The following is a 26658-nucleotide window of genomic DNA, read 5'->3' as shown; positions in this document are numbered from 1 at the left end:
TGGCGGCTCTTCTGCTTGGCGGCTCTTCTGCTTGGCGGCTCTTCTGCTTGGCGGCTCTTCTGCTTGGCGGCTCTTCTGCTTGGCGGCTCTTCTGCTTGGCGGCTCTTCTGCTCGGCGGCTCTTCTGCTTGGCGGCTCTTCTGCTCGGCCGCGCTCGTGCCTGCCGGTCAGCCCTTGCGAGCAGTCAGCTTGGCGAAGCGGTCGGCGACACCCCAGGAGGTGACGCGCCACAGCGCCTCCAGCACGATGTGCCGGCTCATCTTGGAGGCACCCAGCTCGCGCTCCACGAAGGTGATCGGCACCTCGGCCACCTTGAAGCCGGCCTTCACCGTCCGCCAGGCCAGGTCGACCTGGAAGCAGTAGCCGGCCGAGGCGACCTCGTCCATGCCCAGACCGAGCAGGGTCTCCTTGCGGAAGGCCCGGTAGCCGCCGGTGACGTCGCGGATCGGCACGTTCAGCATCAGCCGCGAGTACGTCGAGCCGCCGCGCGAGAGCAGCAGGCGCGACTTCGGCCAGTTCACCACCCGGCCGCCCGGCACCCAGCGCGAACCGAGCACCAGGTCGGCGCCGCGCAGCGCGCTCAGCAGCCGGTCCAGCTCCTCGGGCTGGTGCGAACCGTCCGCGTCCATCTCGACCAGGACGTCGTAGCCGTTGTCGATGCCCCAGCGGAAGCCCGCCAGGTAGGCGGCGCCCAGCCCCTCCTTGCCCCGGCGGTGCATGACCTGCACGTTCGGGTCCTCGGCGGCCAGCTTGTCGGCCAGCTCGCCGGTGCCGTCAGGGCTGTTGTCGTCGGCGACCAGGACATGGGCCTCGGGCACGGCCGCACGGACCCGTCCGACGATCCGCTCGACGTTCTCCGCCTCGTTGAACGTCGGAATGATCACCAGCACCCTGCCGAGATCAGCAAAACTCTGCTGGTTCACGGTCACGTACAAACCTCTCGGCCGGTGGCGGGAAGTGCCAGTCACCGTTGCCCGCACTCTGAGACGCGGTCCCCGTCGACATCCCGCCGACCTGGGACCACTGTGGAAACTACTGCGTCCTGGCATCCTACTACCGCGTCCTCGAACAGCCGGTACGGCTCCGGCACTCCCGGCCGACCACGGCCGTTTCCCTCCCGACGGCACCGGTCGGCTAGGGTCGATGCCCAGCCTTTGCCCGGACCACCCGCTCGCCGGGCCGTCTCCCGGCGATCCGGCACACCAGCCACTGCAGCAAAGGAGCAGGACCGCGCGCATGGACAGGCTCGTCAACACTGTCCGCCCGTACGCCTGGGGGTCGCTCACCGCACTCCCCGAGCTGCTCGGGCAGGAACCGACCGGGGAACCGCAGGCCGAGCTGTGGATGGGCGCCCACCCCGGCGCGCCCTCCCGCGCCGACCGGGGCGAGGGGCCCCGCACGCTGGACGAGCTCATCGCCGCCGACCCCGAGGGCGAGCTGGGCGCCGCCACCGTGGCCCGGTTCGGCCCCGCCCTGCCATTCCTGTTCAAGGTCCTGGCCGCCGGCATCCCGCTCTCCATCCAGGCCCACCCCACCCTGGACCAGGCCCGCGCCGGGTACGCCGCGGAGAACGCCCTGGGCATCCCGCCGGACGCCCCGCACCGCAGCTACCGCGATGCCAACCACAAGCCCGAACTCATCTGCGCGCTCGACGAGTTCGACGGCCTCTGCGGGTTCCGCACCCCGGCCGGGGCGGCCGCCCTGCTGGCCGGGCTGAAGGTGGCGGCGCTCGACCCGCTGATCGCGCTGCTGGGCGCCGAGGACGAGGCCGAGGCGCTGCGCACCACCCTGGCCGCCGTCCTCACCATGGACGACGCCACCGCCGCCGCGGCCGTCCGGGACACCGCCGAGGCGGTCGACAAGGCCGCCGCCGGCGACCCGGACGGGCCGTACGCGCTGTACAGCCGGATCACCCGCGAGTTCCCCGGCGACCGCGGCCTGATCGCCGGACTGCTGCTCAACGCCGTCCGGCTCCGGCCCGGCCAGGCGCTCTACCTCGGCGCGGGCGTGCCGCACGCCTATCTGCACGGTGTCTGCGTCGAGTTGCAGGCCAACTCCGACAACGTCCTGCGGGCCGGGCTCACGCCCAAGCACATCGACCTGCCGGAGCTCCTCAAGGTCGTGGAATTCGCCTCCAGCGCACCGGAGTTGCTGCGGCCGACCGCCGTCGCCGACACCCCCGGCGAGGAGCTCTACCCCGTCCCCGTCGACGAGTTCCGGCTCTCCCGCTTCACCCTGGACGGCCGGGAGCGCCGACTCGACGGCCGGGCCCCGCAGATCCTGCTCTGCACCGCCGGCGGCGCCCGGCTCACCGCCGCCGACGGCAGCACCCTGGACCTCGCCCGCGGCGAGTCGGCCTTCCTCCCCGCGACCGGCACCGACACCCGGCTCGACGGCACCGACGCCACCGTCTTCCGCGCCACCGTCACCCTCTGACCCGGCCGCACCCGAAGCCCACGCCCCGAAGGGCCCGCACCCCACCGGGGGTACGGGCCCTTCGGCCTGCCGGAGCGGCCCGGTCAGTCCCGCGTCATGTCGACGAAGCGCGAGTAGTGGCCCTGGAAGGCCACCGTGATGGTGGCCGTCGGGCCGTTACGGTGCTTCGCGACGATCAGGTCGGCCTCACCGGCGCGCGGGGACTCCTTCTCGTAGGCGTCCTCGCGGTGGAGCAGGATGACCATGTCGGCGTCCTGCTCGATCGAGCCGGATTCACGCAGGTCGGAGACCATCGGCCGCTTGTCGGTGCGCTGTTCGGGACCACGGTTCAGCTGGGAGAGCGCGATCACCGGCACCTCCAGCTCCTTGGCCAGCAGCTTGAGGTTTCGCGACATGTCGGAGACCTCCTGCTGGCGGTTCTCGGCCCGGCGGGAGCCGCCGGACTGCATCAGCTGGAGGTAGTCGATGACGACCAGCTTGATGTCGTTGCGCTGCTTGAGCCGGCGGCACTTGGCGCGGATCTCCATCATCGACAGGTTCGGCGAGTCGTCGATGAACAGCGGTGCCTCGCTGACGTCCGGCATCCGGCGGGCGACCCTGGTCCAGTCGTCGTCCGTCATGTTCCCGGAGCGCATGTGGTGCAGCGCCACCCGGGCCTCGGCCGAGAGCAGGCGCATCGCGATCTCGTTGCGCCCCATTTCGAGGGAGAAGATCACGCTCGGCAGCTTGTGCTGGATCGAGCAGGCGCGCGCGAAGTCCAGCGCCAGCGTGGAGTTGTGCGTGGGAACCATCGCCCGGGTGGCCAGGTAGAGGTGGTCCGCGTTGTCCACCTCGACACAGCGGACGGGGACGCTGTCGATCTCGCGAACGCCCACGATGTAGCGCTGCTTCAGCCTCGCGGTGCCGGGACGTCGGCGGTCCGCGTGCGCGGTCCGCTTCCGCTCCAGCCCGAAGACCTCGTCCTCCGGACTGAACGTGACGATGTAGGCCGTGGACGACTCCTCGGAGCGCCCCTTGACCGGCTCGGTGCTCATACCGCACCGGTGACCGAGACCGACCACAAGATCACGGAAATCCTCGGCCAGCGCCCTGTCGGTGACCGCGAACCGCACCGATCCCGTCCTCGTGACGGTCCCGTCCGCGTCGAGGAGCCCGGCGAGCAGCGCCCGGCGCTGAGCGACGGAAGCCCGGAGGTACTCCACGGGGATGTGCTTGTTCCCCAGGACGCCCATGGTCCGCAGCACCACGAGGAGGCTCTCGTGGTTCCTGCCGCAGGGGGTGCAGCGCGGTTCGGAGGACGCCGAGGAGCACTCGCTGCCGCAGTCCACACAGGCCCGCTCCGGGGGCTCCGGTCGCTCCACGGCGAACCGCACGGCGTAGGTCGGTGACGTACCCACCTGCCGGACCTCGAAGCCCTCGCCCTCGATGCGCCGGACGACCTCCGGGTCCGCCGACGTGATCCTGGCGGCGTCACCGTGGCCGTCACCCAGCCAGGCGCCCAGGGTGTACGGCGGTACGGGCAGGTCGCGGTCCGGGAGGTCCAGTGCCGCCGTGTTCCGCACCGAGTGGTTGGCCCGTCCGTCGGCCGTGTTGCAGCGAAGGGTCCCGGCGATCTCCTTGGTCGTCCGGACCGAGCCCGACGTACCCCGGCCGCCGTCGCCACCGGCCCGGACCGCCTGCGCGGACCTGCGCGAGGCGCGGGTCTCGGTCAGCCATTGGTGGTCCGCGTCGGCGACGACGGACGTACCGTCGTCGAACAGGACCTCGAAGCACGGCCGCTCCGTCATCACCTCGGTGGCAGCCACCACCCGGGTCGGCCTGCCGGAGGCGTCGAGCAGGTAGTCGCCCGTCCGGACCTCCCCCATGGTGGTCCAGCCGTCCGGAGTCGGCAGCGGAGTGTCCAGCGCCAGGGCCTTGCCCATGGCCGGGCGGGCGGCGATGACGATCATCTGGCCGGGGTGCAGGCCGTTGGTGAGCTGGTCGAAGTCGGCGAAGCCGGTCGGCACGCCGGACATCTGGCCGTTGCGGGAGCCGATCGCCTCGATCTCGTCGAGGGCGCCCTCCATGATGTCGGAGAGCGGCGCGTAGTCCTCGTTGGTCCGCTGCTCGGTGACGGCGTAGATCTCCGCCTGGGCCGCGTTGACGATCTCGTCGACGTCGCCCTCGGCGGCGTAGCCCATGCCCGCGATCCGGGTGCCGGCCTCGACCAGGCGGCGCAGCACCGCGCGCTCGTGGACGATCTCGGCGTAGTACTCGGCGTTGGCCGCGGTGGGGACGGAGTTGACCAGGGTGTGCAGGTAGCCGGGGCCGCCGACCCGGACCAGCTCGCCGCGCTTGGTCAGCTCGCCGGCCACGGTGATGGGGTCGGCCGGCTCGCCGCGGGCGTAGAGGTCGAGGATCGCGCCGTGGATCAGCTCGTGCGCGGGCCGGTAGTAGTCGGCCGGCTTGAGCACCTCGACCACGTCGGCGATGGCGTCCTTGGAGAGCAGCATGCCGCCGAGGACGGACTGCTCGGCGGCGAGGTCCTGCGGGGGCACCCGCTCGAAGCCGTCGGCGCCGGAGCGCTCGTCCTCGTCGTCCTGGCGCCGCTTGCCGCCGTCGCGCTGGAACCCGCCCGAGCCCTTGCCGCCCTTCTGGAAGCCGCCGCCCTGGAATCCGCCCGAGCCCGATCCGGAACCCGAACCGGAGCCCTGGCCCGAACCCTGGCCGCGCCCGCGCGAGACCGGCAGGCGGTCGCCGGGGCCGTCCGGGAAGGGCGCGTCGGCGAAGGCACCGACGGGGAAGGGGTCGTCCGCGGTCTGCCAGTCCTCCTCCGGCGGCGGGGCGTCGTGGTCGTCGTACTGGGGGCCGGTCACGCGTGTTCCCCGATCAGCGAGTGGTGCGAGTTGGAGCGGGCCTTGCCGGTGGCTGGGTGGAGCGGAGCCGCGCCCCTCTTTCTACGCCACCGCACCGACAAATCGGACGCCGGGGCGGGTGGGAGTGTCGGGCGGAGAGCCCACGCTAAGGCGCCGGGAGCCCTTCAGCCAAGGCGGTTATCCACAGGGGGTGTGGACGACCGGCCGGAGGCTGTGGAGAAGTACCGCAAACCTGTGGACGCCCCTGTGGAAAGCCCTGTGGATAACCTGACCATCGCTCCACTGTCAACTTACTGACCTGGGATTACCCCTTCCCGGGGCTGTGCATGAGAAATTCTTCACACACAGCCGGGTGGCCGTGGACACACACCGCCGCACCGTGGTCGCTCAAGATTTCGAGTAACACTCCAAACTACCTGGCGGTCATTACCTGTGGATGAGTAGCCTTGACCCCATGACCGCCCCCACCATCGACCGCCGCCGGCACGACCGGGAGATCCTCGCCCTGGCCGTCCCGGCCTTCGGCGCCCTGGTCGCCGAGCCGCTGTTCCTGCTGGCCGACTCGGCCATCGTGGGCCATCTCGGCACCTCCCAGCTGGCCGGTGTGGGTGTCGCCTCGGCCGCTCTCGCCACCGCCACCGGCGTCTTCGTCTTCCTCGCCTACGCGACCACCGCGGCGGTCGCCCGCCGGATCGGCGCCGGGGACCGCCGGGCCGCCGTCCAGCAGGGCATCGACGGCATCTGGCTGGCCCTCGCGCTCTCGCTCGTCGTGGTCGCCCTGACCCTGCTGCTGGCGCCCTGGACGGCCGACCTGCTGGGCGCCTCGGCCACCGCCGCGCCCTACGCCGTGACGTACCTGCGGATCAGCGCGCTCGGCATCCCGGCGATGCTGATGGTGATGGCCGCCACCGGGGTGCTGCGCGGCCTCCAGGACACCCGCACGCCGCTGCTGGTGGCGGTCGCGGGGTTCGCCGCCAACCTCGGCCTGAACGCCGGCCTGGTCTACGGCGCCGGGCTCGGGGTGGCCGGCTCGGCCTGGGGCACCGTGCTGGCGCAGACCGGGATGGCCGCCGCCTACCTGTTCGTGGTGGTGCGCGGGGCCCGCCGGGAGCGCGCCTCGCTGCGACCGGACGCGGCGGGCATCCGGGCCTGCGCCCGGGCCGGCGGACCGCTGATGGTCCGCACGCTGAGCCTGCGCGCGATCCTGATGATCGCCACCGCGGTCGCCGCCGGACTCGGTGACGACTCGATCGCGGCCCACCAGATCGCCATGACGGTGTTCCTCTTCATCGCCTTCGCGCTGGACGCCATCGCCATCGCCGGGCAGGCGATCATCGGCCGCCACCTGGGCGCCGAGGACGTCCTCGGGGCGAAGGCCGCGACCCGGCGGATGATCGAGTGGGGCATCGGCTCCGGGGTGGTGCTCGGCCTGCTGGTGGTGGTCGCCCGCCCGCTGTACGTCCCGTTGTTCACCCCCGACCCGGTGGTGCAGGGGCAGCTGAACACCGTCCTGCTGCTGCTCGCGCTCTGCCAGCCGGTCTCCGGCCTGGTCTTCGTGCTGGACGGGGTGCTGATGGGCGCCGGCGACGGCCCCTACCTGGCCTGGGCGATGCTCGCCACGCTGGCGGTCTTCGCCCCGGTGGCCCTCGCGGTGCCGGCCAGCGGCACCGGTCTGGCCGGGCTCTGGTGGGCGATGAACCTGTTCATGCTGGTCCGCGCGGCGTTCCTGGCCCAACGTGCCCGGAGCGGCAAGTGGCTGGTCACCGGCGCGGTGCGGGCCTGAGCCCGCCGGCCGGGGCCCGCGGCACCGGGGCGGCGCCTTGGCAGGCCGGGGCCCGCGGCACCGGGCCGGGAACGACCGAGGGCCGGCCTCCCCTGGAGGGGGAGACCGGCCCTCGGGCCACAGCTACGGAGCTCAGGCAGCGACGACGGCGACGTCGAGGTTGGCCTGGACATCGGCGTGCAGCTTGACCGAGACCTTGTGGGTGCCCACGGTCTTGATCGGCGAGGCGATCGCGACGGCGCGCTTGTCCACGACCGGGCCGCCGGCGGCCTTGATGGCCTCGACGACATCGGCCTGGGTCACCGAACCGAACAGACGGCCGGCCTCGCCCGAACGAACGGCCAGCTTGACCTGGACGCCCTCGAGCTTGCCCTTGACCTCGTTGGCGGCCTCGAGGGTCTGGATCTCGTGGATCTTGCGGGCGCGACGGATCGCGTCGACGTCCTTCTGGCCGCCCTTGGTCCAGCGGATGGCGAAGCCACGCGGGACCAGGAAGTTGCGGGCGTAGCCGTCCTTGACCTCGACGACCTCGCCGGCGGAGCCGAGACCCGGCACCTCGTGCGTGAGGATGATCTTCATTACTTGGTCACCCTCTCTTAGCGCGCGGTGCTGGTGTAGGGCAGCAGCGCCATCTCACGGCTGTTCTTCACGGCCGTGGCGACGTCACGCTGGTGCTGGGTGCAGTTGCCGGTCACCCGGCGGGCACGGATCTTGCCGCGGTCGGAGATGAACTTCCGCAGCAGGTTCGTGTCCTTGTAGTCAACGTAGTTGACCTTGTCCTTGCAGAAGACGCAAACCTTCTTCTTCGGCTTGCGAGCAGGCGGCTTCGCCATTGTGTGCTCCATTTGGGGTTCACGGCCCGGCAGGCGTCTCACGACGCCGGCCGCCGGGCCGCACGAAATCTGTCAGCTCTTAGAACGGGGGCTCTTCCGAGAAGCCGCCACCGGACGGAGCGCCCCAGCTGCCGCCGCCCTGGTTTCCACCAGAGGGAGCGCTGGACGCCCACGGGTCGTCGGACGGGCCGGACTGGCCACCGGAGTTTCCACCCCAGTTGCCGCCCTGCTGGCCGCCACCGCCGCCCCAGTTGCCGCCCTGGCCGCCGCCGCCCTGCTGGCCGCCGCCGAAGCCGCCGCCGCCGGGAGCGCCGGACCGGTTGGCCCGGGTGACCTTCGCGGTCGCCGAACGCAGGCTCGGGCCCACCTCGTCGACCTCGACCTCGAAGACCGTCCGCTTCTCGCCTTCCTTGGTCTCGTAAGACCGCTGGCGCAGTCGGCCCTGCACGATGACGCGCATGCCGCGCTGCAGCGACTCGGCGACGTTCTCCGCCGGCTGCCGCCAGACGTTGCACGTGAGGAAGAGGCTCTCGCCGTCCTTCCACTCGTTCGTCTGGCGGTCGAAGGTGCGGGGAGTGGACGCGATGCGGAACTTCGCGACCGCCGCACCCGACGGGGTGAAGCGCAGCTCGGGGTCGTCGACGAGATTGCCGACGAGGGTGATGACGGTCTCGCCTGCCATGGTGGTGATGACCTCTCCGGAAGAGTTCCGTTCACCGCTGTTTCACGTGAAACAGCGGACGCGAGCTACCCGAGACCCGAAGGCCTCAGAGGTGGCTCAGTGGGTGTCCGGGCGCAGGACCTTGGTCCGCAGAACCGACTCGCTCAGGCCAAGCTGGCGGTCGAGCTCCTTGACGACCTCAGGCGTGGCCTTGAGGTCGATGACCGAGTAGATGCCCTCGGACTGCTTGTTGATCTCGTAAGCCAGACGGCGACGGCCCCAGGTGTCGACCTTCTCCACCTTGCCGCCGCCGTTGCGGACGACAGTGAGGAAGTTCTCGATCAGGGGGGCGACAGCGCGCTCCTCAACCGAGGGGTCGAGGATGACCATCAGCTCGTAGTGACGCATGAGTAACCCACCTCCTTTGGACTCAGCGGCCACGGTCTCTCCGTGGCAGGAGGGTTGTGCAGCGTCGGCACCGGAGTAGTGACGACACCGGCTCACCGTAGCGGCCGGGTCCGACATTCGAGCCCCGTCCACCCGAAAGAGGGCGCAAGGGGGCACAACTACACCAGTGCAGACGGCACAGCCTACCCGCACCCGGACGGCCGAACAAAATGCATAGGGGTTGTGATCCGTGCCCCAATCGCCGCAATCTGGACGGAACGGGTTTCCTGCTCGTTCGTCTCCACGCCAGGAGGTAGGACTCATGGCCCAGACCATGCACCGGTTCCCCGCCCTCACCCTGAACACCGACGGCCACCGGCACCCCCGCGAGAACACCCTGGTCGGCATCACCGCGCTGCTGGGCGTACTGGCCTTCACGACCTCGTTCTTCGACAACCTCCACCTGCTGAGCTCCTGGAGCGGGCTCTTCGGCGTCGCCACCGGCCTCTGGGGACAGTTCGTCTCCGTCACCACGGCCGAGCGCTTCGTCCTGGTGATCAGCCTCACCGCCTCCGCGTTCGGCTTCTACCTGGGCATGGCCCACGGCGGCCTCTGGGGCTAGCGACCCCGCACTCCCGTCCGGGACCCTCCGGAAGGAACCCTCGGCGCCCCCGTCACGTACCTATGCAGTGAGACAGGTAGGTGACGGGGGCGCCGCCACGCCCGCAGCCGCAGGCGCCGGTGCCCCGGACGATAAGGTCAGCCCGAGAACCTGGGGCCCACCGCAGCCCGACCGACGAGGAGCACCGAGCATGAGCCTGCGCCTGAGGACGATCACCCGCGAGGAGCATCTCGCCTTCATCAGGAGCCGCGCCTCTGCCAGCCACATGCAGGTGCCGTCCTGGGGCGACGTGAAGGCGGAGTGGCGTACGGAGTCGATCGGCTGGATCGACGAGTCCAACCAGATCGTCGGCGCCGGCCTGGTGCTCTACCGGCAGCTGCCGAAGGTCAAGCGCTACCTGGCGTACCTGCCCGAGGGCCCGGTGATCGACTGGTTCGACCGCGACCTCGACCGCTGGCTCTCCCCGATGCTGGCGCACCTCAAGTCGCAGGGCGCGTTCTCGGTGAAGATGGGCCCGCCGGTGGTGATCCGCCGCTGGGACGCGCCCACCATCAAGGAGGCCATCGCCGGCAAGCAGGCCAAGCGCCTGCGCGACATCGAGGCCGACTGGTACGAGCCGCGCGCCTTCGAGGTGGCCGACCGGCTCCGCAAGGCCGGCTGGCTGCAGGGCGAGGACGGCGGCGCCGGCTTCGGCGACGTCCAGCCGCGCTACGTCTTCCAGGTGCCGCTGGCCAACCGCTCGCTGGACGACATCCAGAAGGGCTTCAACCAGCTCTGGCGCCGCAACATCAAGAAGGCCGAGAAGAGCGGCGTCGAGGTGGTCCAGGGCGGCTACGACGAGCTGCCGATCTTCCACCAGCTGTACCTGGTGACCGCCGAGCGCGACCGCTTCACCCCGCGCCCGCTGGCGTACTTCCAGCGCATGTGGAAGGCCCTCACCTCGGAGGACCCGAACCGCATGCGGCTGTACATCGCCTACCACGAGGGCGAGCCGCTGGCCGCGACCACGATGCTGGTGGTCGGCGAGCACGTCTGGTACTCCTACGGCGCCTCGGCCAACCACAAGCGCGAGGTCAAGCCGTCCAACGCGATCCAGTGGCGGATGATGCGCGACTCCTACGCGCTCGGCGGCGGTGTGTACGACCTGCGCGGCATCAGCGACACCCTGGACGAGAACGACCACCTGTTCGGCCTGATCCAGTTCAAGGTCGGCACCGGCGGCCAGGCCGCCGAGTACCTCGGTGAGTGGGACTTCCCGCTCAACAAGCTGCTGCACAAGGCGCTCGACCTCTACATGTCGCGCCGCTGAGCCGCTTGCCCGCCGTGCCCAACACCCTCTGGGAGATGACCCGATGACGCTGTCGCTCTACCTCGACACCGAACGCTGGCGCACCCACCAGCGCTCCGTCCTGGCCGAGTTCCCCGGCCTGGTGCCGGTGGCGAAGGGCAACGGCTACGGCCTGGGCAACCACCGGCTCGCCGAGGAGGCGACCCTGCTCGGCACCGGGGTGCTGGCCGTCGGCACCGCCTACGAGGCGGCCGACGCGGCCGACTGGTACGGCGGCGAGCTGCTGGTGCTCACCCCGTACCGGGTCGGCGAGGAGGTGCTGCCGCTGCCGCACGCCCGGGTGATCCGGACGGTGGCGAGCCTGGACGGGCTGCGCGCGCTGCACGGCGCCCGGGTGGTGGTGGAGTGCATGACCACCATGCGCCGGCACGGGGTGAGCGCGGCCGACCTGCCGGCGGTCGCCGCCGAGCTGGACGGCGTCTCCTTCGAGGGCCTGGCGCTGCACCTGCCGATGGACCGGCCGGACGGCTCCGACCCGGTGGACGAGGTGGCCCACTGGGTGGACACCGCCCGGGCGGCCGGGATCCCCGTGCACACCGTGTTCGTCAGCCACCTCGGCGCGGCTGGCATGGAGAAGCTGGCCCAGCGCTACCCGGACACCGTCTTCCGGGCCCGGATCGGCACCCGGCTCTGGCTCGGCGACCACGGTGCGCTGGAGGTCCGGGCGACGGTGCTGGACGTCACCCCGGTCGCGAAGGGCGACCGCTACGGCTACCGCCAGCACCCGGCGCCGACCGACGGCCACCTGCTGGTGGTCGCCGGCGGCACCGCGCACGGCATCGGCCTGGAGGCGCCCAAGTACGTCCAGGGGATGTCCTCCCGGGCCAAGGGCATCGCCCGGGCCGGCCTGGCGACGGTCAACAAGACCAAGTCGCCGTTCAACTGGGCCGGCAAGCAGCTCTGGTTCGCCGAGCCGCCGCACATGCAGGTCTCGCTGCTCCTCCTGGACAACGAGACCAAGCCGCCGGTGGTCGGTGACGAACTCGTCCTCCAGGTCCGGCACACCACCACGCACTTCGACCGCGTGGTGGACCGCTAGAACGTGCCGGGGGTCCCGTCCCGGCCGGACGGGACCCCCACCCCCACCCCGCTACGGCTTGGTGCTCCAGGCCGTCTCCGGGGTGTGCGGCTCGTCGTCGAGCCACTGCTCGGGGCCGGCCGGCGCGAAGCCGGCGTAGCTCGCCTCCTCGCGCAGCTGCCGGGCGGTGCCGACCACGAAGACGTCCGGGGCCTGGTCGAGCACCCCTCCGGACGGGTCGTCCGTGCCGTCCCAGCGCACCGGGTCGCGGTCCGGCAGCAGGATGTCGCGGATCACCATGCCGCACAGGTAGAGCGTGCCGAGCAGGTGCAGCACGATGGCGAAGTGGTACCAGGACTCGCCGATCCCGTGCTGCTTGGGCCCGGTGACGAAGCCCAGGTGGGACCAGATGCCCAGGGTGTAGAGCACCTCGCAGGCCTGCCAGATCAGGAAGTCCCGCCAGCGCGGCCGGGCCAGCACCGCGAGCGGCAGCAGCCAGAGCGCGTACTGCGGCGAGTACACCTTGTTGAACAGGACGAACGCGGCCACCACCAGGAAGGCCAGCTGGGCGAAGCGCGGGCGGCGGGGCGCCGAGAGGGCCAGCCAGCCGATCCCCAGGCAGGACAGCACCATCAGCACCGCGATGAAGGTGTCGAGGTTCTCCAGACCGACGCCCCGGCTCTGCATCAGGATCAGCCAGAAGGAGCCGTAGTCCTCGGTGCGGTGCTTGCTGAAGACGTAGAAGGTCGACCAGCCCTGCCAGTTGGCGATCATGATCGGCAGATTGACCAGCAGCCAGGCACCGACCGCGCCGCCCAGCATCGCCCGGAACTCGCGCCACCGCCCGGCCCGCCAGCAGAGCAGCAGCAGCGGGCCGATCAGCAGCAGGGGGTAGAGCTTGGCGGCGGTGGCCAGCCCGATGAGGACGCCGGCCCAGACCGGCCGCGAGCCGGCCCACCAGGCCATCCCGACGGCGGCCAGCGCGACCGCCAGAAGGTCCCAGTTGATGGTGGCGTTCAGCAGCAGGCAGGGGGCGAGCGCGAACATCAGCGCGTCCCAGGGGCGGCGCCGGTGGGTGCGGGAGAGCGCGACCACGGCGACCACCGCGCAGGCCATCAGCAGGCCCGCGTTGATCGCCCAGAACCACTGCTCCTGCTGCTGGCCGGACCCGCCGCCGGGCGTCAGCCAGGCCGCGATCTGCATGAACAGGCCGGTCAGCACCGGGTACTCGAGGTACTGCAGATCGCCCGAGGTGCCCGGGATGCGGTCCACGTAGGGGTGCAGACCGGCCGCGAAGCCGCGCCCGGAGAACAGGTGCGGGATGTCGCTGTAGCAGGCGTGGATGTACTGCGGCGAACCCGGCTGGAACCAGGCGGCGTCGTAGCAGGGCAGCTTCTGCGCCATGCCCAGCACCGAGACCACGATCACCACGAGCGCCAGGAAGCGCGCCGGGATCCACCAGGAGACGCCCAGCAGCGCGCGCCGGCCGGGCGGTCCGCCGAACACCTCGCTGCCGGCCGCGGCCACCGGGTCCTCGTCCGCCGGGACGACCACGGTGTTGGCGGGCGGCACGGCCTTGGCCGTGGCCGTGGCGACAGCGGTGGCCGTGGCCGTGGCGGGCGCCGCCGGGGCGGGCCCGGAGGCCTCGATGGGCCCGATCTGGCCGACGGATTCGTCACGAGCGCTCGACGTCATGCCGGACATCCTGCCGCACCTGTCCCGGCTGGACGAGGAGGCCCCCGGGCGGGCTCCGGCCCGATCCGGCGATTCATGACCAAACGGCGAAAATGACGGCGCCCACGACGCCGACCGAGCCCGACCGGGCCGGACCGGGCGGAGCGGGAGCCGGCGGGGGGACGACGAAACGGCGGTGGCGGCCCTCCGAAGAGGGCCGCCACCGCCGTTCAGCCGGTTCGCCGTCGTTCAGCGCCGTTCAGCACCGTTCAGCGCCGATCGGCGCCGCGCGTCAGGGTGCCGCGCCCTGCTGGGCCCCGCCCGTCGAACTGGGCGAGGTGGTCGGCCTGGTCGGCTTGGTGCTGCTGGGCGAGGGGGCCGTCGAGCCGGTCGACGCCGACGGCTGCGGAGTACCGCAGAGCCCCGGGATGATGCAGCTGGGCGAGGCCCCGCCGCCACCGCCGCCACCGCCGCCACCGGTCGGCGGCTGGGTCTTGGTCGGCGGCTGCGTCGGCACCGTGCCCGGGCAGTCCACACCGGGGACGCAGGCCGGCCCCTGGGTGGTGGTCGGCTGCGTCGGCTGCTGGGCGCCCGGGTCCGGAGCGGTGGTGGCCATGGTCTCGGTCGCCGAGGGCGAGGTCGAGGGGCTGGCCGTGCTGGGCGCGCCGGAGGAGTCGACCTGGCTGCCGATCGGCTGCGGCGTCGGGAAGTCCATCTTCTTCTCGTTGGCCAGGGCGGCCTTCATGTACCGGGTGAAGATGTCGGTCGGGGTGTCACCACCGTGCACCGAGTCCTTGCCGCCGGTGCCGTTGAGCGACAGCCGCTCGTGCTTGGCCGGGTCCTCGCGCCACATCGCGACGCTGGTGGACAGCTGCGGGGTGTAGCCGACCCACCAGGCCGACTTGTTCTGGTCGGTGGTACCGGTCTTGCCGGCCACCGGGCGGCCCAGCGCGTTGCTCTTGGAGCCGGTACCGTTCTTCGCCACGTTCACCAGCACGTCGGTGACGTTGTCGGCGACTGCGGGCTCCAGGGCCTGCTTGAGCTCGGGCTTGTTGAAGCCGGGCCGCGCCTGCCCCTTCACCTCGACCTTGGTCACCGAGTACGGCTCGGCCTGCTTGCCGCTCGCCGCCAGGGTCGCGTACGCGTCGGCCATCCGGATCGGGCTGACCGTGGAGGTGCCGAGGGCGAAGGTCGGGGTCTTGGGGTCGGCGAAGCTCTCCTTGCGCACGCCCATCGCCTCGGCGATGTTGGCCACGTTCTGCCCGCCGACGTCCTGGTTGAGCTGGACGAACGGCACGTTGTAGGAGTTCTGCATGGCCATCCGCAGCGAGACGTAACCGCGCTTGCCGGCGTCCTCGTTCTTCTGCCGGTACGGCTTGCCGTCGTCGCCGATCACCAGCGAGCCGTCCGGCTTGCGGATCTCGGACAGGTCGTCGGACTGGTAGCGGCTGTCCGCGTTGATCCGCTTGGGCTTGCCCTTGTCGTCGGTCGCGGTCTGCACGCCGACCTGCATCGCGGCGGCCAGCACGAACGGCTTGAAGGTCGAGCCGACCTGGACGCCCTTGGCGTCCGCGTTGTTGTCGAAGTGCTGGTTCTCCACGCCGTCGCCGCCGTATATGGCGACGATCGCGCCGTCACCCGGGCGGACGCTGGCCGCGCCGAACTGGACCCAGTTGTCCTTGTCCGGGCGCTTCTGCACGTTGAGCGTCTCGGCCTTGACGTCGTCCACGGCCTTCTTGAGGGCGTCGACCTTGTCCTTCTCGAAGGTCGTGTAGATCTTGTAGCCGCCCTTGTCGATCGACTGCTGGCTGATCGTCGGGTCCTTGGTCATGATGAACTTGTTGGCGGTGTCGACCAGGTAGCTGATCTCGCCGTTCATGTTGGCCGGCGGCTTGCGCGGGATCGGCGTGGGGAACGCGGTGCACTTGGCCCGCTCCTCCGCCGTGGCGTTCTTGGTGGTGACCATCCGGTCCAGGATCCACTTCCAGCGGTCTTCCGCACGTTCCTGGTTCGCCGGGTTGGTGGGGTCGTACAGCGCGGCGCCCTTGAGCAGACCGGCCAGCATGGCGCTCTGGCAGATGTCGAGGTTCTTGGCGTCGACGCCGTAGTACGCCTGCGCGGCCGCCTGGATGCCGGTGGCGCCGCGGCCGAACCAGCTGATGTTCAGGTAGTCCCGCAGGATGTCGTTCTTCTCCATCTCCTGATTGACCTTCAGGGTGATGAAGAACTCGCGCACCTTGCGGCCGAGCGTCTGGTCCTGGCTCAGGTAGGCGTTCTTGACGTACTGCTGGGTGATCGTCGAGGCGCCCTGGGTCTCGCCGCCGGTCGCCATGTTGTAGACGGCGCGCATCATGCCCATGGGGTCGATGCCGCTGTCGGTGCGGAAGGTCGAGTTCTCCGCGGCGATGACGGCGTTCTGCACGTTGGGGCTGATGTCGGAGAGCGGGACGATCTGCCGGTTGGTCTCGCCCTTGCGGGTCATCTCCGAGCCGTCGGCCCAGTAGTAGATGTTGTTCTGCTCGTTCACCAGGTCGTGGATCTCCGGGACCGTGGTGGTCGCGTACGCGTACCAGACCCCGCCCACGCAGGTCGCGAAGAAGAGCAGGAAGCCGGTGAGCCACTGCTTCCAGGACGGCAGCCAGCGGCGGACGCCCTGCTTGCCGAAGCGCGGGTAGTCGATGAACCGCTTCTTGCCGGGCTTGCCGGGCTTGCCGCCGGCCGCAGCCGCACCCGCCGCCGCACCGCCACCGCGCTTGCCGCCCTTCTGGGCCGCCTTGCGCATCTCGGCACGGCCCATCCGGGGCTGCTGCGCGGTCTCCCGCAGGCCCGCCGGGCGCCTGCGGGCCGGACCGTCCGGGCCTGGCCCGTCCTGTCCGGCTCCGCCCGGGCGGCCGTTGTCACCCGGGGGCTGCCCGCCACCGTCGGCAGACCTCCGCCGTCGTTCGCTCATGTTCCAGCTACTCCTCGCCAGGCGGTCGAGCCTGAAGGCAGGGTTCACGTCCGATGCCCGCAACCGCCCTAACCCCGGAGGTGGTCCTCGTGCACACGCGACAGCGTACGCAGCCGAGAATGACAACTAATCGGGCATCAAGTGCCAATGACCGCAAAACGGCAGCAGATCATTACATGCCCGTTGCCAACCGCACCCGCGCGTCGCCTTGTGATCACATTCACGCGTGCCCCCCTTGCTCCTCCGGGGACCCAGGTTTACTGTTCTCGATATATCGAGCCGATACATCGGAGCGACATACCGCCGGAGACGGCGGACCAGGAAGCGGCCGGAAGGAAGGAGGACGACGGCATTGGGCAGGCGCTCAGGAGTGCTGGAGTTCGCCGTTCTCGGCCTGCTCCACGACGCCCCGATGCACGGGTACGAGCTGCGCAAGCGGCTCAACGTCCTGCTCGGAACGTTGCGCGCGTTCTCCTACGGAACGCTCTATCCGTGTCTGAAGAGCCTGGTGGCCCAGGGTTTCCTCGTGGAGGACAACCCGGACGACGAGTACGTCCCGGCCACCGCGCTCAACGGCAAGCGGTCCAAGATCGTCTACCGGCTCTCCCCCGAGGGCAAGGAGCGCTTCGAGGAACTGCTCGCCGACTCCGGCCCCGACGCGTGGGAGGACGAGCACTTCGGCGTCCACTTCGCGTTCTTCGGCCAGACCGACCGGGCCGTGCGGATGCGCGTCCTGGAGGGGCGCCGCAGCCGGCTGGAGGAGCGCCTCGAACGGATGCGCAACTCGCTCGCCAGGGCCCGCGAGCGGTTCGACGACTACACCGTCGAGCTGCAACGACACGGCCTGGAGTCGGTCGAGCGCGAGGTCCGGTGGCTCAATGAGCTGATCGAGACCGAGCGGGCCAACCGCAGCGGCCGGACCGGACCGAACACCGCAGGACCCGACAAGACTTCGGACGGCCGTGGCCAGGAGGCCGGATCCCCGGATCCGCCCGGGCCACCGTACGACCGCCCGGGGCGCTCCGACCAGGAGCGCTGACACCGCGTCAGCCCTGTGCCGCGCGGCAGGAGTGGGCGCCTCGCGCCCGTCAAGCATTCATCGAAGAAGCAGGACGAGCGCCGCCGAGCACCGGCGGCACTCATGAGATCACAGGGAGCAACCGGAATGGGTTCGGTTCGCGTAGCCATCGTGGGCGTGGGCAACTGCGCCGCGTCGCTGGTGCAGGGTGTCGAGTACTACAAGGACGCCGACCCGGCCGGCAAGGTCCCCGGCCTGATGCACGTCCAGTTCGGTGAGTACCACGTCCGTGACGTGGAGTTCGTCGCCGCCTTCGACGTCGACGCCAAGAAGGTCGGCTTCGACCTGGCCGACGCCATCGGCAGCAGCGAGAACAACACCATCAAGATCTGCGACGTGCCGCCGACCGGTGTCACCGTCCAGCGCGGCCACACCCTCGACGGCCTGGGCAAGTACTACCGGGAGACCATCGAGGAGTCCGACGAGGCCCCGGTCGACGTCGTCCAGATCCTCAAGGACAAGCAGGTCGACGTTCTCGTCTGCTACCTGCCCGTCGGTTCCGAGCACGCGGCCAAGTTCTACGCCCAGTGCGCCATCGACGCCAAGGTCGCCTTCGTGAACGCCCTGCCGGTGTTCATCGCGGGCACCAAGGAGTGGGCGGACAAGTTCACCGAGGCCGGCGTGCCGATCGTCGGTGACGACATCAAGTCCCAGGTCGGCGCCACCATCACGCACCGCGTGATGGCCAAGCTGTTCGAGGACCGCGGTGTCATCCTCGAGCGCACCATGCAGCTGAACGTCGGCGGCAACATGGACTTCAAGAACATGCTCGAGCGCGAGCGCCTGGAGTCCAAGAAGATCTCGAAGACGCAGGCCGTCACCTCGCAGATCCGTGACCGTGAGCTGGGCGCCAAGAACGTCCACATCGGCCCGTCCGACTACGTGGCGTGGCTCGACGACCGCAAGTGGGCCTACGTCCGCCTCGAGGGCCGTGCCTTCGGCGACGTCCCGCTGAACCTCGAGTACAAGCTCGAGGTCTGGGACTCCCCGAACTCGGCCGGTGTCATCATCGACGCCGTGCGCGCCGCGAAGATCGCCAAGGACCGCGGCATCGGCGGCCCGATCCTCTCCGCGTCCTCGTACTTCATGAAGTCCCCGCCGGTCCAGTACTTCGACGACGAGGCCCGCGAGAACGTCGAGAAGTTCATCAAGGGCGAGGTCGAGCGCTGATCTCGGCGACGATCCCGATCGTCGGGCGCCGGGTTCCGGACGCCGGTCGCCGAGTACTGAGCACTGGGCGCTGAGCACGGAACAGCGGGAGTCGAGCACTCCCGGGCGCTGAACGGGTCCACGGTCCGCCGTGGGCCCGTTCACCTTTTCCCGGCGAATGTTTCACGTGAAACACAGGCCGGTTCCATGGCAGTCTGGGCGGGTGGCGATCACGGAGAACGGCAGCACCGACCAGAAAGCGCACCGCGCCACGCTCCTCGGCCTGCTCCGCGGGCGCGACTTCCGCCGGCTGCTGACCGCCCGGGTGCTCTCCCAGCTCTCCGACGGCGTCTTCCAGGTCTCGCTCGCCGCCTACGTGGTCTTCTCCCCGGAGAAGCAGTCCTCCCCCGCCGACATCGCCTCGGTGCTGGCCGTGATGCTGCTGCCGTTCTCCGTGATCGGCCCCTTCGCCGGCGTGCTGCTGGACCGCTGGCGCCGCCGCCAGGTGCTGTTCTACGGCAACCTGGCCCGCTTCGGGCTCGGCCTCGTCACCGGCGCGCTGCTCCTGGTCCAGGCCCCGACCGCGCTGTTCTTCGCCTCCGCGCTGCTGGTCACCGCGCTCAACCGGTTCATCCTGGCCGGCCTGTCCGCCGCGCTGCCCCGGGTCGTGCCGCAGGACCAGCTCGTCACCGCCAACGCGCTCTCCCCCACCCTGGGAACGGTCGCCGCGGCCTCCGGCGGAGGCCTGGGCTTCCTGCTGCACCAGGTGATGACCCCCGGTCCGACGGCCGACGCGGCCTTGGTCTCCGTCGCCGCGGTGCTCTACCTCTCGGCCGCGCTGGCCGCCCGCCGGATGGACCGGGACCTGCTGGGGCCCGAGCACCACCTCGACCGCCCCCCGCTGGGCCGGGCGCTGGTGTCGGCCGCCCGCGACCTGGGCGCGGCCGTCACCCACCTGGTCCGGGACTGCCGGCCCGCGGTGCACGCGCTCGCCGCCGTCACCGCGGCCCGGTTCTGCTACGGCGTGCTGATCGTCGTCGTGGTGATGCTCGCGCGCTACACCTTCAACGATCCGGCGGACAGCGCCGCCGGGCTGGTCACCCTGGGCCAGGCGGTCGGCCTCTCGGCCGCCGGGTTCTTCCTCGCGGCGGTGATCAGTCCGTGGTGCACCCGCCGGCTCGGGCTGGCCGGCTGGATGACGCTCTGCCTGGCCGCGCCGGTGGTCTTCGTGCCCGCGCTCGGCCTGAGCTTCTCCCTGGTGCCGTGCCTGATCGCAGCCCTGCTGCTCGGCGTGGTCACCCAGGGCACCAAGATCTGTGCCGACACCGTCGTCCAGGAGTCGGTCGAGGACGAGTACCGCGGCCGCGTGTTCGCCATCTACGACGTGCTGTTCAACGTCGCCTTCGTGGCCGCCGCCGTGGTGACGGCACTGGTCCTGCCGCTCTCCGGCCGCTCGGTCACCGTGGTCGCGGGCGTCTCCCTGGTGTACGCGCTCGCCGCCGTGCTCTACCTGCGGGCGGCCCGGCGGACCGGGCCGATCCCCGGTGACCAGCAGTCCTGAGACCGCGCGCCCCCTCGAAACCTGCCCCGTCCGGGCGAGTCGCTAAGGTACGTCAGATCTGTCGCAGCGACAGCACTCTGTCTCGGGGGAGAACCTGATGAGCACACCGCCCGGTCCGTACGGACCGCCGCCCCAGTACGGCTATCCGCAGGCACCGGGACCGGGCGTACCGCCGCAGGGCGGTCCGCCGTACGGTGCTCCCCCGCCGCAGTACGGCCCGCCCCAGCCGGCGCCCGCCGGCTACGGCCAGCCACCGGCGTACGGCTACCCGGCCGCGCCGCCGGTCCAGCCCGCGCCCGGGTACGCCCAGCAACCGCCGTACGGGCAGCAGCCCCCGTACGGTCCGCCGCCCGGCGGCCAGCTCCCGTACGGCCAGCAGCCGCCGTACGGGCAGCAGCCGGTCGCGCCGCTGCCCGCCGAGCCGGCGCGGAAGACCGGGGCCAAGGCCAAGCTGAAGATCGCCGTCGCCGTGATCGGCGGCGGCGCACTGATCGTCGGCTACTTCGTCAGCGGGCCGAGCGTCAGCAGCGCCAAGGCCGGCGACTGCGTCAAGGCCAGCGGTTCGCGCGACGTCGACATCGTCAAGTGCACCGACTCCAAGGCGAATTACAAGGTGCTGGCCAAGTTCACCGACAGCACCGACACCACCCGCTGCAAGCAGACCGTCGGGACGACCAGCACGGTCTCGGGCAAGAGCGGACGGCGCTGGAACAAGAAGCGCTACGTGCTCTGCCTCGGCCCGCTGACCACCGGTGTGCCGCCGGTCAAGAAGTCCTGACCCCTTCTCACCGATTTTCACCGAGCAACCTTCCACGGGGGATCCCTTGTCCGTTCCACCTCCCCAGATGCCGTACGGCGCCCCGCCGCCCGCCGACGGCAACCCCTACGCCGCCGGCAACCCGTACGGCGCCCAGCCGCCGGCCCCGCCCGGCTACGGCTACCCGGCCGCGCCGCCGCCGGCCGCACCCGGGTACGGCGTGCCCCCTCAGGCCGCCCCGCCCCAGCCCGCACCGCCCGGCTACGGCTACCCGCAGCAGGCCGGGTACGCCCAGCAGATGCCGCAGGGCGGGCCGGTCTGCCGGTTCTGCGGTGGTTTCCCGGCCGTGGAGACGACCGTCCGCGGGCACCAGGGCATCATCATCATCATGCGGTTCCTGAAGCAGCCGGGGCCGTTCTGCCGCACCTGCGGCACCGCCGTGGTCCGCGACATGTCGGCCCGCACCCTGGTCCAGGGCTGGTGGGGCTACCTGTCCTCGATCATCACGCCGATCACCCTGCTGCGGAACCTGGCCGCCCACAACAAGATCAAGGACCTGCCGCCGCCGGCCCCCGGCACCCACGGCCCGCAGCTCGACCCGGGCGTCCCGCTGACCAAGCGGCCGCACATGCTGATGCTGCTGCTGCCGATCTTCTCGATCACCTCGTTCATCATCCTGGTCACCACGGGGGCCCTGCTCGGTGCCAACCACCGCAGCCCCACGCCGTACCACCCGCTGGTGCTGCCCTCGCCGACCGCGGTGACCATGCCCGCCATGCCCCCCATGCCGTCGTTCTCGCTGCCGCCCATCCCGGGCATCACCACCCCGGGCGCGGCGAAGCCGACCACCCCGGCCGGGGCCTCCTCGGTGCCCAGCGACATCGACCGCGCCAAGGCCGGCGACTGCCTGCGCAACGAGAACGGGACGGGCGCCACCCACGACCCCAACCCGCGGATCACGATGCTGTCCTGCACCGACTCGCGGGCCCAGTACAAGGTGCTCCGCAAGATCCTCGCCACCAGCGACGACAAGGCGTGCGACAACGTGCCGAACTCGGACAGCAGCTACACCCGGGAGTCCCCCACCGCCGCCCTGAGCTACGTCCTCTGCCTCCAGGGGATCAACAGCTGACGGCCCGCGGCAACGCGAGAGGGGTGGCTCCGGAGTCCCGGGCCACCCCTCTCGCGTTGCCGCGCCGTGCTCAGCCCTGCTGGGCCGCCCACCAGGCACGGAGGGCGGCGACCGCCTCCTCGTGCTCCAACGGGCCGTGCTCCAGGCGCAGCTCCAGCATGTGCTTGTACGCCTTGCCGACCTGCGGCCCCGGCTTGAGCTCCAGCAGCTCCATGATCTGGTTGCCGTCCAGCGCGGGGCGGACGGCGTCCAGCTCCTCCTGGGCCTTGAGCTCGGTGATCCGCTCCTCCAGGCCGTCGTAGGTGCGGGAGAGCGCGGCCGCCTTCTTCCGGTTGCGGGTGGTGCAGTCGGAGCGGGTGAGCTTGTGCAGGCGCTCCAGCAGCGGCCCGGCGTCGGTGACGTAGCGGCGCACCGCCGAGTCGGTCCACTCGCCGCCGCCGTAGCCGTGGAAGCGCAGGTGCAGCTCGACCAGGCGCGAGACGTCCTCGGTGAGCTCCTTGGAGTACTTGAGCTCGCGCATCCGCTTGCGGGTCATCTTGGCGCCGACCACCTCGTGGTGGTGGAAGGAGACCCGGCCGTCGGACTCGAAGCGCCGGGTCCGCGGCTTGCCGATGTCGTGCAGCAGCGCGGCGAGGCGCAGCGTGAGGTCGGGACCGTCCTGCTCCAGGTCGATCGCCTGCTCCAGGACGGTCAGCGAGTGCTCGTAGACGTCCTTGTGCCGGTGGTGCTCGTCCCGCTCCAGCTTCAGCGCCGGCAGCTCGGGCAGCACGTGGTCGGCCAGACCGGTGTCGACGAGCAGCCGCAGGCCCTTGACCGGGTGGGCGGCGACCAGCAGCTTGTTGAGCTCGGCCTGGACCCGCTCGGCGGAGACGATGGTGATCCGCTCGGCCATCGCGGTCATCGCGGCGACGACCTCGGGGGCCGGCTCGAAGTCCAGCTGGGCGGCGAAGCGGGCGGCCCGCATCATCCGCAGCGGGTCGTCGGAGAAGGACTCCTCCGGGGTGGCGGGGGTGCGCAGCACCCGGGCCTCCAGGTCGTCCAGGCCGCGGTGCGGGTCGACGAAGCCGCGGCCGGGCAGGTCGACGGCCATCGCGTTGACGGTGAAGTCACGGCGGACGAGGTCCTGCTCGATGGTGTCGCCGTAGGTGACCTCGGGCTTGCGCGAGGTGCGGTCGTACGCCTCGGAGCGGTAGGTGGTGATCTCGATCAGGAAGGAGCCCTGCGGGGTGTCCTTGCGGGCGCCCACCGTGCCGAAGGCGATGCCGACGTCCCAGACGGCGTCCGCCCAGCCCTTGACCAGCTTCAGGACCTCGTGCGGGCGGGCGTCGGTGGTGAAGTCCAGGTCGTTGCCGAGGCGGCCCAGCAGCGCGTCCCGGACCGAGCCGCCGACCAGCGCGAGCCGGTGCCCGGCGGCCTGGAAGCGGCGGGCGATCTCGTCGGCGACCGGGGACACCCGGAGCAGTTCCTGCAGCCCCAGGGTCTGCGCCTCGCTCAGGCCTGGGACGGCCTGGGTGGCGATGCTGGAATGATGGGCGCCGGACTCGTGGGCGGTGGGCTCATTGGCAGTGGACACGGCTCACAAGGGTACGTGGCTCAGCGGCCCCGTCGCCCGCGCGTTTTCCGGTGCTCACCCCAAGGCCCGCAACACTGCACCGCCCGCTGCATCGTTACCATGCCGGGTGGAGCGAGTCTCGGGCACCGGCGAGGAGCTGCGGTGCCGCGTGCCGGCACGGCCGACCTGACCATCGGGCGGACGCGTTCCTCACCACTGATCCACGGCCGGTCCTTCCGGCCGGCGGGGCATCCGCAGCAGCACAGCATCAAGCAGCGAGCAATCGAGAACGGCGAGGGCGAAGCGCGTGGGCGAGCCGGCACGGCACTCGGGCCTGGAGGCGGACGGACACCCTGGGCGGGCCGCCGAACGCACCGGAAGTGCCGCCGACGGGCGAGGTCCGGGGCGCCGTGCGGCGCGCACCGTCCGGCGGTTCGCGGCCGCGCTCGGCGCCGTGCTGGCGCTGGTGCCGGCCGTCCCGGCCGGTGCGCAGCCCGCGGGGGGCGCCCGCCCGGCGGCGGAGACGGCGGTCTCCGCCGAGTTCCCGGTGGTGATGACCATCGAGACGGTGAACAAGCCGGTGGCCGTCCCCAACGGCACCGTGACGATCACCGGACACGTCACCAACGCCGGCAAGTCGGTGCTGAAGTCGGCCCACGCCGCGGTGCGCAAGCCCTGGTCGGGCAAGCCGCTGACCACCCGCAGCGACCTGGCGGAGGTCTCCTCCCGGGGCAACCCGCTCGGCCGCGACGGCGTCGACCTGGACAGCCCGCAGTACGCGCTGAACGAGCTGGGCCCGGGCCAGAGCCAGCCGTACACGCTGAGCGTCGCCGTGAGCGACCTCCAGCTGTCCGGCGAGGGCGTGTACGAGCTGGCCGTGGACGCCTGGGGGTCGACCGCCGACAACCAGCGCGACCGCCCGCTGGGCATCGCCCGCACCTTCCTGCCCTACGACCCGGGCTCGACCGGTGCGCAGCCCTCCAAGCTCACCACCCTCTGGCCGCTGGTCCACGCCCCGGTGCTGGCCGCGCAGACCATGTCCGACAACGACCAGACCGTCTCGGTGCTGCGCGACGACAGCCTGGCGGCGGAGTTCGCACCGGGCGGCCGGCTGTACGAGCTGGTCGAGACCGGCTCGGCGCTGCCGGGCCTGACCTGGGTGGTCGACCCGGACCTGCTGGACACCGCGTTCGCCATGACCAGGCCGTACCGGGTGCAGAAGCCCGGCACCGAGAAGAAGGCGGCGAAGGAGGACAACACCGTCGCCGGCACCGGCTCGGCGGCCGCCTCGGCCTGGCTGGAGAAGCTGCGGGCCGCCGTGGCGAAGCCGGGCAGCCAGGTGGTGGCGCTGCCGTACGCCGACCCGGACATCGCCTCGATCGCGCACAACGCCGCCGAGCTCCCGGGCGTGGACGCCGCCCTCGGCAAGGCGGCCACCGCGGGCCGGCTGACCGTCGAGGGCCGGCTCTCGGTGGACACCCGCTCGGACGTGGCCTGGCCCTACCAGGGCTACCTGGACCAGCAGATCGCTGCCATGGCCCAGCGCACCGGCAGCTCCCTGGTGCTGGTGAACGGCGCGAGCCTGCCGGAGCCGGACGCCCTGAAGTACACCCCGACCGCCGTCCGCCCGATCGGCAACGGGCAGAACGCGGTGGTGGCCGACGAGGCCGTCTCCGCCCTGTTCGAGAAGGACCTGAAGACGCCGCAGGAGCAGACCCTGGCGGTGCAGCAGTTCCTCGCCGAGACCTTCGTGATCTCCCGGCAGGAGCCGCAGAACCCGCGCGGCCTGCTGGTGATGCCGCCGCGCGACCTGACCGCCGACACCGCCAGGGCGCTCGCCACGGCCGTGCAGGCGGCGCAGGCCGGCAAGTGGGTGGAGCCGGTCAAGCTGGACGTGCTCGCCCAGGGCCCGGCCGATCCGAAGGCCAACGCCGCCGTCCCGGCGGCCACCGACTACCCGTCGCAGGCGCGGGCCTCGGAGCTGCCGTCCTCGGCGCTGACCGACACCGTCAAGATCCAGAGCGATCTGGACATCCTGATGCGCGTGCTCACCCTGCCGCAGCGGGTGCGCGGCCCGTTCAGTGCCGCGATGGTCCGCTCGATGTCGACCGAGTGGCGGGCGCAGGCCCCGCAGGGCTCCGTCTACCGGGACGGCGTGGCGGGCTACCTCGCCGAGCTGACCAAGGCGGTGTACGTGCCGAAGAAGAACGTCATCACCTTCGCCGGCGACACCGGGGTGCTCCAGGTCAGCGTCCGCAACGACCTCACCCAGCCGGTCACCAACCTCAAGCTGGTGCTGCTCCCGAGCCAGGCCAACCGGCTCAAGATCCGGCCCGCCGAGGAGCTGGTGCTGCCCGCCTCGCAGAGCGTCACCCTGCGGTTCCCGGCCGAGGCGCAGAACAACGGGCCGGTGAGCGTGACCGCCCAGCTCTGGACCACCGGGCCGAACCCGCAGAAGTACGGGGAGCCGCAGGTCTTCCGGGTGGAGGTCACCTCGGTGACCAACGGCGTGCTCTACGTCTTCGCCGGCGGTCTGGTGCTGCTCCTGCTGGCGGCGCTGCGCTTCTTCCGCCAGCGCAAGCGCCGGGTGGGGGACGACGGCGACGAGCCGCTGGGTGACGAGCCCCTCGGCGACGAGCCGCTCGACGACGCTCCGGCGGCCGGCGACGGGGCCGCCCCGACCGAGGAGGCGGCCGACCGGGCGGAGCCCGGAACGGCCGACGGGGACGGCCCGCAGGGGCCGGAACGTGGAGGAGCCGCGCAGACACCGCGCGGCAGCGTCGCAGATGGCCGGGATCGGGCCACCAGTGATGAGAAGGTTGGTCCTTGACACCGCCGATACCCGCCCGTCTCCGGGGCGGCC

At 71.2% G+C, this 26658-nt stretch carries 20 protein-coding genes; 11 read left to right on the top strand and 9 right to left on the bottom strand.

What is annotated here, in order from left to right; genetic code table 11:
- Positions 1-166: 166 nt before the first annotated feature.
- Complete coding sequence (locus ACWDRR_RS14515; RefSeq protein ID WP_449772499.1) at positions 167-928, bottom strand: polyprenol monophosphomannose synthase; 762 nt, start codon at positions 926-928, stop codon at positions 167-169.
- Positions 929-1235: 307 nt separating this feature from the next.
- Here ACWDRR_RS14515 and manA point away from each other — a divergent pair, with 307 nt between their 5' ends.
- A complete protein-coding gene (gene manA / locus ACWDRR_RS14510) occupies positions 1236-2435 on the top strand; it encodes a mannose-6-phosphate isomerase, class I (protein WP_449772498.1) in 1200 nt (399 codons plus the stop codon).
- An 83-nt stretch (positions 2436-2518) separates the two neighbouring features.
- Here manA and dnaB read toward each other — a convergent pair whose 3' ends face one another.
- Positions 2519-5164 (bottom strand): replicative DNA helicase, encoded by a 2646-nt coding sequence (gene dnaB / locus ACWDRR_RS14505; protein WP_449772541.1) that lies wholly within the window; start codon positions 5162-5164, stop codon positions 2519-2521.
- Positions 5165-5744: 580 nt separating this feature from the next.
- Between dnaB and ACWDRR_RS14500 the strand changes: the two genes are divergently transcribed.
- The gene (locus ACWDRR_RS14500) at positions 5745-7073 is read left to right on the top strand and encodes an MATE family efflux transporter (RefSeq protein ID WP_449772497.1); all 1329 of its coding nucleotides are present in this window, start codon (positions 5745-5747) and stop codon (positions 7071-7073) included.
- 132 nt (positions 7074-7205) lie between these two features.
- On the opposite strand, the gene rplI is transcribed toward ACWDRR_RS14500, so the two are convergent.
- From rplI to rpsF, 4 genes are all read right to left on the bottom strand, one after another.
- Complete coding sequence (rplI, locus tag ACWDRR_RS14495; protein ID WP_449772496.1) at positions 7206-7652, bottom strand: 50S ribosomal protein L9; 447 nt, start codon at positions 7650-7652, stop codon at positions 7206-7208.
- Between the two features lie 17 nt (positions 7653-7669).
- Positions 7670-7906, bottom strand: a complete 237-nt coding sequence (rpsR, locus tag ACWDRR_RS14490; protein WP_030304537.1) for a 30S ribosomal protein S18 — start codon at positions 7904-7906, stop codon at positions 7670-7672.
- Between the two features lie 79 nt (positions 7907-7985).
- Positions 7986-8588: a single-stranded DNA-binding protein gene (locus ACWDRR_RS14485; RefSeq protein WP_449772495.1), complete on the bottom strand. Its 603-nt coding sequence runs from the start codon at positions 8586-8588 to the stop codon at positions 7986-7988.
- A 96-nt stretch (positions 8589-8684) separates the two neighbouring features.
- The gene (rpsF, locus tag ACWDRR_RS14480; protein WP_148643846.1) at positions 8685-8975 is read right to left on the bottom strand and encodes a 30S ribosomal protein S6; all 291 of its coding nucleotides are present in this window, start codon (positions 8973-8975) and stop codon (positions 8685-8687) included.
- A 301-nt stretch (positions 8976-9276) separates the two neighbouring features.
- On the opposite strand from rpsF, the gene ACWDRR_RS14475 reads away from it, so the two are divergent.
- The 3 genes from ACWDRR_RS14475 (at position 9277) to ACWDRR_RS14465 (ending at position 11963) form a co-directional block, all read left to right on the top strand.
- A complete protein-coding gene (locus ACWDRR_RS14475; protein ID WP_449772494.1) occupies positions 9277-9576 on the top strand; it encodes a hypothetical protein in 300 nt (99 codons plus the stop codon).
- Between the two features lie 190 nt (positions 9577-9766).
- Positions 9767-10885 (top strand): lipid II:glycine glycyltransferase FemX, encoded by a 1119-nt coding sequence (locus ACWDRR_RS14470; protein ID WP_449772493.1) that lies wholly within the window; start codon positions 9767-9769, stop codon positions 10883-10885.
- 43 nt (positions 10886-10928) lie between these two features.
- Positions 10929-11963 carry an alanine racemase gene (locus ACWDRR_RS14465; RefSeq protein ID WP_449772492.1) on the top strand — a complete coding sequence of 345 codons (1035 nt, stop codon included), beginning with the start codon at positions 10929-10931 and terminating at the stop codon, positions 11961-11963.
- 51 nt (positions 11964-12014) lie between these two features.
- Here the strand turns inward: ACWDRR_RS14465 and ACWDRR_RS14460 are convergent, their stop codons facing one another.
- Together ACWDRR_RS14460 and ACWDRR_RS14455 are read right to left on the bottom strand one after the other, a co-directional pair.
- Complete coding sequence (locus ACWDRR_RS14460; protein WP_449772491.1) at positions 12015-13637, bottom strand: glycosyltransferase family 87 protein; 1623 nt, start codon at positions 13635-13637, stop codon at positions 12015-12017.
- Positions 13638-13908: 271 nt separating this feature from the next.
- The gene (locus ACWDRR_RS14455) at positions 13909-16566 is read right to left on the bottom strand and encodes a transglycosylase domain-containing protein (protein ID WP_449772490.1); all 2658 of its coding nucleotides are present in this window, start codon (positions 16564-16566) and stop codon (positions 13909-13911) included.
- 352 nt (positions 16567-16918) lie between these two features.
- Here ACWDRR_RS14455 and ACWDRR_RS14450 point away from each other — a divergent pair, with 352 nt between their 5' ends.
- The 5 genes from ACWDRR_RS14450 to ACWDRR_RS14430 all read left to right on the top strand — a co-directional run bounded on the left by ACWDRR_RS14450 (position 16919) and on the right by ACWDRR_RS14430 (position 22243).
- Positions 16919-17605: a helix-turn-helix transcriptional regulator gene (locus tag ACWDRR_RS14450; protein WP_449772489.1), complete on the top strand. Its 687-nt coding sequence runs from the start codon at positions 16919-16921 to the stop codon at positions 17603-17605.
- 126 nt (positions 17606-17731) lie between these two features.
- Positions 17732-18814 (top strand): inositol-3-phosphate synthase, encoded by a 1083-nt coding sequence (locus tag ACWDRR_RS14445; RefSeq protein WP_449772488.1) that lies wholly within the window; start codon positions 17732-17734, stop codon positions 18812-18814.
- A 202-nt stretch (positions 18815-19016) separates the two neighbouring features.
- Positions 19017-20354, top strand: a complete 1338-nt coding sequence (locus ACWDRR_RS14440; RefSeq protein ID WP_449772487.1) for an MFS transporter — start codon at positions 19017-19019, stop codon at positions 20352-20354.
- Positions 20355-20451: 97 nt separating this feature from the next.
- On the top strand, positions 20452-21132 hold the full coding sequence (locus ACWDRR_RS14435) for an LppU/SCO3897 family protein (RefSeq protein WP_449772486.1): 681 nt from the start codon (positions 20452-20454) through the stop codon (positions 21130-21132).
- Positions 21133-21178: 46 nt separating this feature from the next.
- The gene (locus ACWDRR_RS14430; protein WP_449772485.1) at positions 21179-22243 is read left to right on the top strand and encodes an LppU/SCO3897 family protein; all 1065 of its coding nucleotides are present in this window, start codon (positions 21179-21181) and stop codon (positions 22241-22243) included.
- Positions 22244-22313: 70 nt separating this feature from the next.
- Here the strand turns inward: ACWDRR_RS14430 and ACWDRR_RS14425 are convergent, their stop codons facing one another.
- Positions 22314-23762: a CCA tRNA nucleotidyltransferase gene (locus ACWDRR_RS14425; RefSeq protein WP_449772540.1), complete on the bottom strand. Its 1449-nt coding sequence runs from the start codon at positions 23760-23762 to the stop codon at positions 22314-22316.
- Positions 23763-24102: 340 nt separating this feature from the next.
- On the opposite strand from ACWDRR_RS14425, the gene ACWDRR_RS14420 reads away from it, so the two are divergent.
- Positions 24103-26625: a DUF6049 family protein gene (locus ACWDRR_RS14420; RefSeq protein WP_449772484.1), complete on the top strand. Its 2523-nt coding sequence runs from the start codon at positions 24103-24105 to the stop codon at positions 26623-26625.
- The last annotated feature ends 33 nt before the right edge of the window (positions 26626-26658 follow it).

It is taken from the genome of Kitasatospora sp. NPDC003701, assembly GCF_053587085.1.
This window is presented reverse-complemented; position numbering and strand designations above follow the sequence as displayed.